Here is a 13,647-nt window from a genome sequence, read left to right as displayed (position 1 = left end):
GCTCACCCCCGCCGCAGCCGGTAGCGCGTCAGCAGCCCCGCGACCAGCATGCACAGCAGGCTGGTGGCGACGAGCACGTCGGCGATGTAGTTGGGCACCGGCATGGCGCGGCTCATGGCGTCGGCGCCGACGAAGATCCCGGCGATGAAGACCGCCGCGCCGACCACGCCCACCGGGTGAAGCTGCGCCAGCATGGCGACGACGATGCCGCTGTAGCCGAAGCCCGGCGACAGGTCGAGCGTCAGGTAGCCCTTCAGCCCGCAGACCTCGATCACCCCGGCCAGTCCGGCCAGCCCGCCGGACAGCAGGGCGGTGCGCAGCATGACGCGGGTGACCGGCATCCCGGCGAAGGCCGCGGCGCGCGGGTTGGCGCCGACCGCCCGGTTCTCGTAGCCCCAGATGGTCCGGGTGTCGATCAGCCAGAGCAGGGCCGACAGGCCCAGCGCGACCAGCAGGCCGGTGTGCAGCCGCGTGCGCTCGACCAGCTTGGGCAGCTCGGCGGCCTCGACGACCGGGGCGGACTGCGGCCAGCCCATGCCCATGGGGTCCTTCAGCGCGCCCTCCAGCAGCATGGAGACGAGCAGCAGGACGATGAAGTTCAGCAGCAGCGTGGTCACCACCTCGTCCACGCCGAAGCGCACCTTCAGCACGGCGGGACCGAGCAGCGTGGCGCCTCCGGCGGCGGCCCCGGCGATCATCACGGTCGGCAGCAGCAGCCAAGCCGGCAGGTCCAGCAGGCCGCCGCCCAGCACGACGGCGGCGAGCGCGCCCATGTAGAGCTGCCCCTCCGCCCCGATGTTCCACAGCTTGGCGCGGAAGGCGACGGCGGCGGCGAGGCCGGTGAGGATCAGCGGGGTGGCGCGGGTCAGCGTCTCGGTCAGGGCGAAGCGGGAGCCGGCGGCCCCCTCCAGCAGCAGGCCGTAGGCGCGCAGCACCGGCGCGCCGGTCCAGGCGACCAGCAGCGCGCAGAGCGCCAGCGCCGCCGCCACCGCCGCCACGGGCGCCAGCAGGCGGGCGGCCAGCGGGGTATGCTCTCGCGGTTCAAGCCGCATCGACGATCTCCGGCAAAATCTCCCAATGCCCGGCCATCAGCAGGCCGAGCTGGCGGACCGACACGCGGCCGTGCGGCAGAACGGGGGTGAGGCGCCCGTGATAGGCGACGGTGATGCCGTCGGCCAGCGCCAGGATCTCGTCCAGATCCTCGGAGATCAACAGCACCCCGGCCCCGGCGGCGCGGGCCTCCAGCAGCCGTCCGTGGACGTAGGACACCGCGCCCACGTCGAGGCCGCGGGTCGGCTGGCTCGCCAGGATCAGGTCCGGCCCGTGGGCCAGCGTGCGGCCCAGGATCAGCTTCTGCATGTTGCCGCCGGACAGGAGCTGGGTGCGGGCGTCCGGCCCCGGACAGCGCACATCGAACGCCTCGATCACCTCCTCGGCGTAGGCGCGGGCGGCACCCCGGCGGATCAGGCCGAAGCGCTGGAAGGCGGGGTCGTGGTAGCGCTCGGCGATCAGGTTCTCCCACACCGCCATGGCGCCGACGAGGCCGGCGGCGTGCCGGTCCTCCGGGATGCGGGCGACGCCGCGGCGGACCATCTCCGCCGGTTCCGCGTTGCCAATGGCCTCGCCCTTCAGCGCCATGGTGCCGGAATCCGGATGGATCAGGCCGCTGACCAGCTCGGCCAGCGCGGTCTGCCCGTTGCCCGACACGCCGGCGATGCCGACGATCTGGCGGCGGCGCACGGTCAGGTCCACACCGTCGAGCAGCGGGCGCCCGTGGCCGGAGGCGACGGTGACGCCGGACAGCGTCAGCACCGGCTCGCCCGGCTCCAGCGGGGTCGGGCTGGGCGGCTTCAGGGCGCGCCCGACCATCAACTCGGCCAACTCCTCTCGATCAGTCTCGGCGGTCTTGCGGGTGGCGACGAGGCGCCCGCCGCGCAGCACGGCGACCGTGTCGCTGGCCGCGAAGACCTCGTTCATCTTGTGGCTGATGAAGACCACGGCCAGACCGTCGGCGGTCAGGCGGCGCAGCGTGTCGAACAGGCTGGCCGATTCCTGCGGGGTCAGCACCGCGGTCGGCTCGTCCAGGATCAGGACGCGCGCGTCGCGGTAGAGCGCCTTCAGGATCTCGGCCCGCTGCCGCTCGCCCACCGACAGGTCGCCGACCAGCGCATCGGGCCGCACCTCCAGGCCGAAGCGGCGGGCGAGGTCGAGCAGCTTGGCCTTGGCGGCGGCGCGGTCGGAGCGCGGGCGCCACAGCGACTCCGTGCCCACGGCGATGTTGTCGAGCACCGACAGGTTGTCGGCCAGGGTGAAGTGCTGGTGGACCATGCCGATCCCGGCAGCCAGCGCCGCGCGAGGGGAGCCGGGGGGAAGCGGTTGGCCGAACGCCTCGATGCCGCCCTCGTCGGCCACGTAATGGCCGAACAGGATGTTCATCAGGGTCGTCTTGCCGGCGCCGTTCTCGCCCAGCAGGGCCAGCACCTCGCCCTTGTGGAGCGTCAGCGAGATGGACTCGTTGGCGACGAGCGGCCCGAACCGCTTCGTGATGCCGGAGAGGCGGAGGACGATGGGGGGTGATGTCATGGATGTCCGCGGGGTGCCGGGAGGCAACAAAGAACGCAACAAATTCCCATCTCCCCTCTGGGGAGAGGGTTAGGGTGAGGGGGCGGCCGCAGGGCGGAAACGCGGGCGCACTGCAGCGCGTTTCCGGCCTTGCGGCCGCCCCCTCATCCCGACCTTCTCCCCAGAGGGGAGAAGGAGATGTGGATCACATCGTCGACTTGGGCTCGTTGTCGTTCACCTTCACGGTGAACTTGCCGTCGAGGATCTCCTGTTGGCGGGTCTTCACCTTGGCCACGACGTCGGCAGGAACCTTGCCCTCGAAGGTGCCGAGCGGGGCGAGGCTGGAGCCCTTGTGGACCATCTGGCTGTAGGGGCCGTAATCCTCGGCCTTGTAGCTGCCCGCCTTCACGGCGGCGATGGCGCGGTCCACCGACGGCTCCATGTGCCAGAGCGCGCTGGCGACCACGGTCTCCGGATACTGCGGCTGGGTGTCGATGACGTTGCCGATGGCCAGGACCTTGCGCTCCTTGGCGGCGTCGGACACGCCGAAGCGCTCGGCGTACATCACGTCGGCGCCGCGGTCGATCATGGCGAAGGCGGCTTCCTTGGCCTTTGGCGGGTCGAACCAGGAGCCGATGAAGCTGACCATGAACTTCACGTTCGGGTTCACCTCCTTGGCGCCCTCCATGAAGGCGTTCATCAGGCGGTTCACCTCCGGGATCGGGTAGCCGCCGACCATGCCGATGACGTTCGACTTGGACACCGCACCCGCGATCATGCCGGTCAGATAGGCCGGCTCCTGGATGTAGTTGTCGAAGACCGAGAAGTTCGGCTCCTGCGGCTTGAAGCTGGAGCCCATGACGAAGGCGGTCTTGGGATAGTCCTTCGCGACGGCGCGGGCCGCGCGCTCGACGCCGAAGACCTCGCCGAAGACCAGCTGCTGGCCGCCCTCGGCGTACTGGCGCATCACGCGCTCATAGTCGGTGTTGGCGACCGATTCTGCCCAGACATACTCGATCTCGCCGCGGGCCTCGGCGGCCTTCAGGGCGGTGTGGATGCGGCTGACCCACTGCTGCTCGATCGGCACGGTGTAGATGCCCGCCACCTTCACCTTGGACTGAGCCCAGGCGGGCAGAGCCATCGCCGCGACGGCGACCGCCGCCGCACCGCACAGAACGGCGCGCCGCGCCACGCCCAACAGGTTCCCCATTTTGCAACCCCCTCCGTCTGCTTTGCTGTTTCGGCACAGATGTGCAGCAGAGGCGGTGCAACGGCAATGCCATTCCGTGCGCGTCAGCCCTGCTGCGGCTCTCACGGGTCGGCAGGGTGGCATGTGACCAAATGGGCGGCAACGATTCTCAGCGGGTGCCGTAAAGCCGGTCGCCCGCGTCGCCCAGGCCGGGCAGGATGTAGCCGTTCTCGTCCAGCCGCTCGTCCACCGCGGCGGTGAAGACCGGCACATCGGGATGCGCGTCGTGGAAGGTGCGCAAGCCCTCCGGAGCGGCCACCAGCACCGCCAGCTTGATCGAGGCCGCACCCGCGTCCTTCAGCCGGTGCACCGCCGCGACGGCCGTGTGGCCGGTGGCGAGCATGGGATCGACCAGGATGACCAGCCGCTCCTCGATGTCCTCCGGCACCTTGAAGAAATACTCGACGGGGGTCAGCGTCTCCTGGTCGCGGTAGAGGCCGATGTGCCCGATGCGGGCCGACGGCAGCAGCGTGCGCATGCCGTCGAGCAGCCCTTGCCCGGCCCGCAGGATGGAGACGAGGCACAGCTTCTTGCCGGTCAGCAGCGGCGCGTCGAAGCTGGCCAGCGGCGTTTCCACCGGGCGGTCCTCCAGGGGAAGGTCGCGCGTCAGCTCATAGCCCATCAGCTGCGACACCTCCCGCATCACCTCGTGGAACCGGGCGGTGGGGGTCTCCCGCCGCCGCAGAAGGGTCAGCTTGTGCTGGACCAGAGGGTGGTCGATGACGGTGAGTGTCGGGATGGGCATGGGCGACCCTTCGGGTGGTTGGCGTCACATCAGAAGACGGTTCCGTCGCTGCGGATGCGGATCGGCGGGCCGCCGCCGGGGCGGCGCTCGCGGGCGATCCGGCGTCCGGCGGTCCAGGTCCCGCCCTGGAGGACCTTGGCGAGCGGGAAAGACTCCGCGGGCACGCCCAGCCGGGCGCGAACCTCGTCGGCGAGCCGGTCGAGCAGGGCGACGGTCAGGGCGCGCCACTCCACCACCGCCTCGTCCCCCACCTCCAACTCGTCGATGAGAAGGCGCGGGTCCTTGGGCACCAGAACGCCGCTGTCCACCAGCAGCCCGCCGTTGCGGTATTCCGGCAGCCCGGTCAGCCGGTCCAGCCCGGTGACGGCGATTCCCGCCCCCTCCAGCGGTTCCACCAGGGAGTAGCTGAGCCATTGCGACAGCTTGTGGAAGGGGACGAGGCCGACCGCCGAATGGCTCCAGGTGTCGCCGAGATTGACGCCGCCGCGCTCGATCCGCCCCGGCCAGATCGGCCCCAGCCCGCGCAGCACCGCCCCCAGGATCGCGGAGGCCGGAAGCGTCCCGTCCGTGGCCTGCGCCTTCAGCGTGTCGTAGAGGTTGCCGACGCGCCCCGGCGTGCCGAACAGGTCGGGCGCGGCGGTCAGCGCGCTTCCCAGCCGGCGCAGCAGCGCCGCGCGCCCCTCCAACCCGACCAGCGGGTTGTCCGGCCCGGCCTGGAAGCTGCGGGCGAGCGCCGTTCCGGTCATGGTGGAGAGGGTGGCCGCGTCGGCGCGCAGAGGGGCGTGGACCGGAGCGTCGGCGAAGCCGCCGGAGCGGAACAGGTCGAAGCTGGCGATGGCCAGCCCTTCGGAGCGGGCCAGTTCCAGCCCCGTCGCGTCGCGGTAGCGCCAGCGGTCGCCGGCACCGGCGTCCAGCAGCACGCTGGTCACCGCGAGGTCGAAGCGGATGCGCGCGATCTCGTCCCCATCCACCGTCAGCCCGGCGGCAAGCGCCGCCCAACGGTCCTCCCCCTCCACCACGAAGTGCCGCCAGCGGCTGTGATAGGGAACGTCCAGGTCCGGGTAGGACTCCCGCGTGACCGCGGCGACCAGGGCGGCGGCATCAAGCAGCCGGTCCGGGCGCAGCTCGAAATGGGCGAGATCGCCGCGCTCGGCCTTCGCCAGGATCGCGTGGGCGCGCCGGCGCACCGCGTCGGCGGAGAGCAGCCACCCCACGTCATCGTCGCTGACGGCGCTCAATCGGTCAGCCCCCGGCCCTTGGCGACGGTCAGCTCCTCCGCGGTCGGCACGGCGGGGGTGAAATAGCCGGCGGCCTTCTTGGCGTCCATCTCCACCTTGGCGTCGTCGGGGATCAGCTCCTCGGGGATCGGGATCTGCTCGACGATCTCGATGCCGGCGCGGCGGATGGCGTCGGACTTCATGTTGCTCATCGACACCATGCGGTCGATGCGGGTGACGCCCAGCCAATGGAAGACGTCGGGCATCAGCTCCTGGAAGCGCATGTCCTGCACGCCGGCCACGCATTCCGTCCGCTCGAAATAGGCTTCCGCGCGGTCGCCGCCCGGCTGCCGCTTGCGCGCGTTGTAGACCAGGAACTTGGTCACCTCGCCGAGCGCACGCCCCTCCTTGCGGTTGTAGATGACGAGGCCGGCGCCGTTCTCCTGGGCGGTGCGGATGCACTCCTCGACGCCGTGGGTCAGGTAGGGGCGGCAGGTGCAGATGTCGGAGCCGAAGACGTCCGACCCGTTGCACTCGTCATGGACCCGGCAGGCCACCTTGCGCGCCGGGTCGGTCAGCGCCGCCACGTCGCCCAGGATATAGACGGTCAGCCCGTTGATCGGCGGCAGGAAGACCTTCAGGTCGGGGCGGGTCACCAGCTCCGGGAACATGCTGCCGGTGTGCTCGAACAGGCCGCGGCGCAGCGCGCTCTCGGTGATGCCGAAGCGCTTGGCGATGCCGGGCAGGAACCACACCGGCTCGATGGCGACCTTGGTCACGCGGGCGTCGCCGCTGGGCAGCAGGATCTGGCCGTCCGCCGCCAGCCGCCCGGCCCGCATGGCGTCCACCAGCTCCGGCATCTTGATGCGGGCCTTGGTCACGGCGATGGTCGGCCGCACGTCCACGCCGCGCGCCAGATGCTCGCCGAATGCCTCGCTGACCATGTGGCCGAAGGGATCGATGGAGACGATCTTCTCCGGGTCGCCCCATTGCGGGTGCGGGCCGATGGGCTCCGCCGGGGCGGTGTTGGTCAGGTCCGGCACGTGATAGGCGCTGAGCTGCCCCGCCGCGACGGCGAGCGCCCGGTAGACGGCGTAGCTGCCGGCGTGGGCGCCGATGGCGTTGCGCTGCGCCGGGTCGGAGAGGGAGGCGACGACCGGCCCACGCTCCGCGGCGGTGGGGGTGCCCCAATGAACCGGGGTGTAGCGCGGCTTGGCGCCGCCGGTCGGGTGCGAGGCGAGGACGATGTGACGTTGCGGCTGGTTGCGGCGGCTTTCCATACGGACGCTCCCGGTGCCATTCACCATGCGACAGTGTGACACAGTTTCGGCGCCTGCGAACACCAAATCGAATGGCCGCAACCTCTGACGTTCGTTCGGTTTTCGACCCGCCATTTCCGCCGGGGGGCACCACCTTCGGGGAATAAGGGGTGCCCGAAATTTGTCCCAGGGCGGATGGTTGGAGCCAGAGCCTGGGCGCACGATCTGCTGTTAGGATCGGGTCAACCGATCGCAGAAAAAGGATGCAGGGAATGTCCGTCCACTCAGGCGCGGGCCATTCAGGCAAAGGTGGTTCCGGCAAGCGTGGCTGGGGTGCGGCGCTGGGAGGCTTGGTGCTGACCGTCGCGCTGGCCGCTCCCGCCATGGCCGATGACCATGGCCGCTGGAAGAAGCACAAGCACAAGCATCACCACCGCGGCCACGGCCCCGTGGTGATCTATGAACCGCCCCCGCCGGTCGTGGTGATGCGTCGCCCGCCGCCCGTCTACTACGCCCCGGCCCCGCGCGTGGTCTACGCACCGCCGCCGCCACCGGTCTATTACGCGCCCGCTCCGGGCCTTAGCGTCCAGATGAACATCCCGCTGCGCTGAGGCCGCCGTTCTGCGGAAGGCGGCCCGCGACCGGGCGCGCCTTCACCGCAGGGCTTTCACTGGAGGACCGTCACCTCAAAACCCGGCACGGGTCCACGATCAGCATGTCCACCGGCTCGTCCTCGCCCTTGGCGGGCATGTCCTCGTGCTTGGGGATCAGCAGGCAGCGTCCGTCCTGAAGCAGGACGGCCTTGACCCGGAACCACATCGTCTTCGGGTTGCTGCCGAAGGTGATCTCGAACGAGTCGCCCGCCGCGATGCGCGCGGGCACCGGCACGTTGCCGTACTCGCGGCAGGTGTGGGTAAACACCCAGTTGCGGCACAGCTTGAAAATGGCCGACCCGTTGGTGGTCACCAGCGACACGCTCTCCCCCACGGCGGGAGCCGGGGACGCTTGCGCGCCCGCAAGCGCGGTTGCCAAGGCCGTCGCCAAAGCCACCGTCCGAAGGGCCACCACCATCCTCATGACCGTCATCATCCACCATCCGTCGTGGCGCACAGTGTAGCACGCACGGCTTCGCCCGCGGGTTGACACTTCGGAAGGGCGGAACCCGCGCCGGCTCGCACCACGCTGTCCACACCGGGACGATGGAGGCATCCCGGATGTGAACCGGTCGGCCTCCCGCCTGTGACCAGCCTGGGGCATGGGCGCCGAACGGTCCTGCGCGAGGGCAGCGGCGGTGCCCCCGGCGCGTCCCCCGCAAAGCCAGGACCGGCCTGCTGTTGCGCCGCCGCATCAGGCAAAGCCTGCCGCCGGCCGCTCCTATTTGCCACAAATGGTTAATTCATTTTAAATGAATTATTAGTATCTCGTTAACCATCTGGAGCCACCGTCTGCCCATCGAAACCGCAATGGAATAGACAAATGGCGACGACCTCCACTGGTTTGACCAAGTCCAAAATCGTCGTGAACGCCTATGGCACCTCTTCGGACGCTGTGAATCCTCACTTTCGTCTGATGATCGACGGCAAGGATGTTGGTCAGGCGTCGGTGGGCTCGGCCGAGCCGAAAGCCTATACATTCGACGTTGACGTTTCCTCTGGTCAGGCGCACAAAGTCCAGGTTGTTTATGACAACGACGACGTGAACGCCGGGTCGAACCGCGACCTGGGCATCAAGTCGATTGTCATCAACGGCCACACGCTGAGCCCGACCGACGCGAGCTATGAGCGCCACGACGACACCGGCGGGACCATGGCCGGCCAGGAAGGCCTGTGGTGGAACGGGGCGCTGAACTTCTCCACCCCGGCGTCGCTCTACGGTGCCACGCCCGACACGGCCAGTTCCGGCAACACCCCTGCCGCGCCGGAGGCCGACAGCGCCGCCACGGGTGGCAGCGACGCCGCCGCCGCGACCGGCTCCTCGACCATCACCATCAACGCCCGCGGCACCGCCGCGGCGGGCCAGAACGCGCACTTCACGGTGCTGGCGGACGGCAAGACGATCGGCGAGGGCACGGCCGGCACGGAGTCCAAGGACTTCTCCTTCAAGACCGATCTGGCCGCCGATAAGGCGCACAAGATCCAGGTCCAATACGACAACGACGCCACGGTGAACGGCCAGGACCGCAACCTGCATGTCGGCAGCGTGACCATCAACGGCCACGAGTACGCCCCGACCGACTCCGTGGTCAGCTACGACAAGGGCGCGCTCGACGGCAAGGACGTCATCAAGGGGCAGGTCGACCTGTGGTGGAACGGCACGCTGGTGGTCGAGGCCGACAAGGGCCTGTTCACCTCCGGCTTCGCCTCCGCGCCCTCCACGCCCCCGAACACGACGCCGGCCGCGCCGACCGCCCCGGTGACCACACCCTCCACCGACAGCGGCGCCGGGTCCAGCGGCTACCTGCACACCGAGGGCAGCCAGATCGTCGACAGCGCCGGGAACAACGTGAAGCTGACCGGCGTCAACTGGTTCGGCGCGGAGGGTTATGCCTTCGCTCCGCAGGGGCTGTGGCAGGACAGCTACAAGAACATCATGAACCAGATGCAGGACCAGGGGTTCAACACCATCCGCCTGCCCTGGTCGGACGCCATGCTGGACAACGGCCGCATGCCGACCGGCATCGACTATTCGAAGAATCCGGAGCTTCAGGGCAAGACCAGCCTCGAGGTGTTCGACAAGATCATCGAATACGCCGATCAGACCGGCATGAAGATCATCCTCGACCACCATCGCTCCGGCGATGGTGCCTCGGCCAACGAGAACGGGCTCTGGTACACCAGCCAGTACCCGGAATCGAAGATGATCGAGAACTGGAAGATGCTGGCCCAGCGCTACGCCGACAACCCGTCGGTCGTCGCTGCCGACCTGCACAACGAGCCGCACGGCCAGGCGACCTGGGCCGACGGCAACCAGGCCACCGACTGGAAGGCCGCGGCGGAGCGCATCGGCAACGCCGTGCAGTCGGTCAACCCGAACTGGCTGCTGATCGTCGAGGGCGTAGAGAACTCGTCCGAGGGCACCTACTGGTGGGGCGGCAACCTGGACGGCGTGAAGACCGACCCGGTCGATTTCAACATCGACAACAAGCTGGTCTATTCCGTCCACGACTACCCGCCGTCGATGGCCGGCTTCGGCTGGTTCAACGACCCCAGCTATCCGAACAACATGAAGGATATCTGGACGGACGCCTGGGGCTGGATCGTCCAGAAGGACATCGCGCCGGTCCTGGTCGGCGAGTTCGGCACCAAGCTGGAGACCAGCCAGGACAAGCAGTGGCTCGACGCCATGGTCAAGTACATGGACGGCGACTACAACGGCGACGGCAAGTCCGATCTGGCGGCGGGCGACCAGGGCGTCAGCTTCACCTACTGGGCCTGGAGCCCGGGCTCGGGCGACACCGGCGGCATCATGACCGATGACTGGGCGGTGAACTCGGCGAAGATGAGCGCCATCGAACCGGCCCTGTTCGACGGCACCATCGCCTGACCGCAGGACCCGATCGCGAAGGACCACGCCCGGCACCGGATCATTTCCGGCGCCGGGCGTGTCCCTTTTTTAATGCTGCCTTTTTAGTGCCCCAGTGTCAGCGCCGCCGTTACGCCGAGGCCGCTCCGCGCGGGCGGAACAGCGCTTCCGCCTCGGCCCGCGGGTCGCGGAAGAGACTGGTTGGCTGTCCCGGACGCCCGCCGCCGGCCAAGAGGGCGACCGTCTCGGCCAGCCACAGATAGGGCCCGCTGCGCCCGGCTTCGGGAAGGCGGGACAGGTCGCGCAGGTAATTGCCGACCGCCTGAGTCAGCGCCTGCTCGCCCGTGGCGCCCTGCACCCGTCCGGCGGCGGCGGCGAAGCGGCGGCGTTCCTCCGCATCCGTCTTCACCCGTTCCTCCACGGCCTTCAGAAGCGCCGCCCGGGTGCGGGGACCGTTCAGCAGGTTCAGAGCCATCACGACCGGATCCACCGGCCTCGCGGGGCGCGAAGCGGAGTCCCCCACTGTGCGCCGCGGCTCGGCCCCGCGGCGCGTCGAATGTCCGTTCTGCATGGAATGTCTGGCTTTCTTTCCCCGGAAGGGCCGAGCAGCCCTTCAGATGGTGTAGGTTCCCTCGAACAGGTCGCCGAGCGCGAGGCGCATCAGGGACCGGGTCCGGGTGACGCGCCGATGCTCGTCGCGCGCGGTGACCATATGACAACGCCGGCACAGCCACCGCCGTTCCATCGCATTCCCGGCGGAGATTTCGAAGGCCGCCGCGCGGCGGCGGTACAGCCCGACGATGCTGCGCGAGGTCCGGACCCCGGCATACTCGACCACGTCCGGCCAGGGGGCCGGGTCGCCCTCCTCGCTGAACCAGAGTCCGTCGGGCGACAGCCAACGGCCGTCGGGCAGGCAGCGCAACGTATGGCCGTGCGGACGCCCGCAATGCTCGCACCGCGGAGCGGCCGGGCTGGGGGCGATGGAGCGGTCCTGATGTTCGGCGGGATGGTCGATGAGGCGGGCCATTCTGACCAGGGATGGTGGCTGCGAACAAAACCAAAACCGAATCTAGCGCATCGCACGGTCCGTGGGAATCCCCAACGATGGCCCGACCGCGGTAATTCTTCGATCTCAGGCTATGACGAAAGCGGTGTGCGCCGCCGTCTCCGGCACCTTCCGCGGGACCCGGCCGCCTCTTTTGCAAGCCGGTGGGGCCGGTAAGAGCATTTTGCCTCTGGTTCCTGTGCGCCACTGCCTATACGCTGTCAGACAAATCGGAGCTATAGGTCATGGAAAAGGTAACTGTGCCGCAGACTTCGGCCGTGTCCGTCCCCGGCAATTCCACCGACGGCGGTGTGAAGCAGCGCGTGGACTTCGAACTGAATGGCGTTCGCATCGTCGCTTTCCTGGACAGCGACCAGCCCACCCAGCCCGGCGGCATCATGTGGCCGCAGGTTGCCGAGTCCTACGCCGCGGAGCAGGGGATCGGCATGAGCGACGCCCGCTGGTACAGCGTGCAGCCCTACCGCTTCGCGAACGGGCGTCCCAACGTCAATGAATACCGCCCCAACGGCCAGACCTGGAAGTTCGAGACCAACCTGAACACGGCGGCGGAGATCGTCCGCCGCCTGGGCCTGGACCTCGACTCCCTGCCGCTCGACATCTGATTCCGCGTCCGGTTTGGCGATGCCGGGCGTTCACGCGCTCATCATCGCAATCCCAGGCGCTCACGCGCCTGGGGGCACCACGAAGCAGGCCATGCCCATGCCCGTCAGGCCGGCGCAGCTCTGCGCCGCGTCCTGTTGCGTCAGGCCGGTCAGCCGGGCGCGGTAGAGCGGCCCGTTCTGCGTGTCCACCGTCTGCACCACCCGCTCCGTGCGGCTCAGCGTTCCCGGCATGGAGCGGCGTGCCCGGTCGATGATGCGGGCGCTGTCGTCGGGCGACCGGAAGGCGCCGAGCTGGACGGTCCAGCCGCCCGCGGCGGCGACCTTCACCGGAAGCGGCGTGGCCGCGATGACCGGCGGGGGCAGGGGAGCGACCGGCGGGGCCGGCACCGGAGTCACCGGCACCGGGGCCGGAGCGGCGGAAATGGGCGGAGGCGGCGTGGCGGGCAGGCTGGCGACCTCCACCGTACCGCCGGCACCACCACCCTCCAGCCGCGGCGACACCGACGCGATGTAGCGCCGCGTCTCGCCGGGCAGGCGGCGGTTGCCGGCCAGATAGTCGGCGTAGCAGCCCGGCCCGCAATTGTAGGCGCCAAGGAAGCCCGGCGACCCGAACAGGTCGTACATTTCCCTGAGATAGGCGGTGCCCGCCAGGATGTTGTCGCGCGGGTGATAGGGGTCGGAACCCAGCCCGTGCTTGCGGCGCATCTCCGAATAGGTCACCGGCATCACCTGCATCAGCCCCATGGCGCCGGCATGGCTGGTGATGGGGCGCCCGTTCATCATGGTGCGTCCGCCGCTCTCCTGGCGGATGACCTCGCGAATCCACTGCTCCGGCATGCCGAAGCGGCGCGATGCCTCCGCGATGTGGGCGTCGATGTTGGTGTCGCGGGAGGAGGATGACGGATCGCTGGCGCACGCCGCGAGAAGGCCGGACAGAAGGGCCGCCGTCAGGAGCGATTTTCTGAAACGCACAGTGCCGTCCGCTTATTGTGACGATCGATCGGATAACCGGTGGGTGACCGGGACGGCAAGATTGCACATTTCCCTCAAATCCTGAATGGCCCTGTCTGTGACCAATGGCTCATTGTGACGCTGGCGTTTCAGAAAAACGCGCTGCGGTGAAAAAAGCTCTTGCCGGGCTTGGCCGAGCCGCCTATAACCCGGCTCCCACGACGCCGGGGCCGCTGAGAAGCGCGACGGCGGCAGGGAAAAGGCAGAGATGCCGAAGACGAGACGAAGTAACGTCAGGCCAGCGTGAAAACAAAGGCTTGACAGACCAAGTCGAACCTTCTAGATACAGCGCCCCGACGCGCCGCACCGAACTCCGGTGACGCAGCGCGGAACGGGCAGCGGTCCTTCTCTGAGGATCGCGGGATCTTGGATATCGTTGATACCGTGTTGTGAGAAGGGATGCGCAGGCGGCGG

At 69.0% G+C, this 13,647-nt stretch carries 13 protein-coding genes; 3 read left to right on the top strand and 10 right to left on the bottom strand.

The features are described from left to right. Window positions 1-2 precede the first annotated feature (2 nt). From JJL56_RS30580 to JJL56_RS30555, 6 genes are all read right to left on the bottom strand, one after another. Complete coding sequence (locus tag JJL56_RS30580; RefSeq protein WP_200487603.1) at window positions 3-1,052, bottom strand: ABC transporter permease; 1,050 nt, start codon at window positions 1,050-1,052, stop codon at window positions 3-5. Next, window positions 1,042-2,583 (bottom strand): ABC transporter ATP-binding protein, encoded by a 1,542-nt coding sequence (locus JJL56_RS30575; RefSeq protein ID WP_200487602.1) that lies wholly within the window; start codon window positions 2,581-2,583, stop codon window positions 1,042-1,044. Before JJL56_RS30575 ends, JJL56_RS30580 begins: the two co-directional genes overlap by 11 nt. Window positions 2,584-2,767: 184 nt before the next feature. Next, window positions 2,768-3,772 (bottom strand): BMP family protein, encoded by a 1,005-nt coding sequence (locus tag JJL56_RS30570; protein WP_200487601.1) that lies wholly within the window; start codon window positions 3,770-3,772, stop codon window positions 2,768-2,770. 148 nt (window positions 3,773-3,920) lie between these two features. Next, window positions 3,921-4,556, bottom strand: a complete 636-nt coding sequence (gene upp / locus JJL56_RS30565; protein WP_145629569.1) for a uracil phosphoribosyltransferase — start codon at window positions 4,554-4,556, stop codon at window positions 3,921-3,923. 29 nt (window positions 4,557-4,585) lie between these two features. Then, window positions 4,586-5,794, bottom strand: a complete 1,209-nt coding sequence (locus JJL56_RS30560; RefSeq protein WP_211112017.1) for a URC4/urg3 family protein — start codon at window positions 5,792-5,794, stop codon at window positions 4,586-4,588. Beyond that, window positions 5,791-7,053 carry a GTP cyclohydrolase II gene (locus JJL56_RS30555; protein ID WP_145629567.1) on the bottom strand — a complete coding sequence of 421 codons (1,263 nt, stop codon included), beginning with the start codon at window positions 7,051-7,053 and terminating at the stop codon, window positions 5,791-5,793. Before JJL56_RS30555 ends, JJL56_RS30560 begins: the two co-directional genes overlap by 4 nt. Before the next feature lie 251 nt (window positions 7,054-7,304). On the opposite strand from JJL56_RS30555, the gene JJL56_RS30550 reads away from it, so the two are divergent. Then, a complete protein-coding gene (locus JJL56_RS30550) occupies window positions 7,305-7,643 on the top strand; it encodes a hypothetical protein (RefSeq protein ID WP_145629566.1) in 339 nt (112 codons plus the stop codon). 70 nt (window positions 7,644-7,713) lie between these two features. Here the strand turns inward: JJL56_RS30550 and JJL56_RS30545 are convergent, their stop codons facing one another. Beyond that, entirely contained in the window at window positions 7,714-8,121 is a 408-nt protein-coding gene (locus JJL56_RS30545; RefSeq protein ID WP_145629565.1) for a hypothetical protein, read from the bottom strand. Window positions 8,122-8,508: 387 nt separating this feature from the next. On the opposite strand from JJL56_RS30545, the gene JJL56_RS30540 reads away from it, so the two are divergent. Further along, entirely contained in the window at window positions 8,509-10,575 is a 2,067-nt protein-coding gene (locus JJL56_RS30540; RefSeq protein WP_200487600.1) for a cellulase family glycosylhydrolase, read from the top strand. A 109-nt stretch (window positions 10,576-10,684) separates the two neighbouring features. Here JJL56_RS30540 and JJL56_RS30535 read toward each other — a convergent pair whose 3' ends face one another. Beyond that, entirely contained in the window at window positions 10,685-11,029 is a 345-nt protein-coding gene (locus JJL56_RS30535; RefSeq protein WP_247891337.1) for a hypothetical protein, read from the bottom strand. A gap of 138 nt (window positions 11,030-11,167) precedes the next feature. Then, window positions 11,168-11,581 (bottom strand): hypothetical protein, encoded by a 414-nt coding sequence (locus JJL56_RS30530; RefSeq protein ID WP_145629562.1) that lies wholly within the window; start codon window positions 11,579-11,581, stop codon window positions 11,168-11,170. A 263-nt stretch (window positions 11,582-11,844) separates the two neighbouring features. Between JJL56_RS30530 and JJL56_RS30525 the strand changes: the two genes are divergently transcribed. Then, a complete protein-coding gene (locus tag JJL56_RS30525; protein ID WP_145629561.1) occupies window positions 11,845-12,222 on the top strand; it encodes a hypothetical protein in 378 nt (125 codons plus the stop codon). A 60-nt stretch (window positions 12,223-12,282) separates the two neighbouring features. On the opposite strand, the gene JJL56_RS30520 is transcribed toward JJL56_RS30525, so the two are convergent. Next, entirely contained in the window at window positions 12,283-13,194 is a 912-nt protein-coding gene (locus JJL56_RS30520) for a lytic transglycosylase domain-containing protein (protein WP_145629559.1), read from the bottom strand. Between the last annotated feature and the right edge of the window lie 453 nt (window positions 13,195-13,647).

The sequence above is a fragment of the Azospirillum aestuarii genome (assembly GCF_016632405.1).
Lineage (GTDB): Bacteria > Pseudomonadota > Alphaproteobacteria > Azospirillales > Azospirillaceae > Azospirillum > Azospirillum aestuarii.
This window is presented reverse-complemented; position numbering and strand designations above follow the sequence as displayed.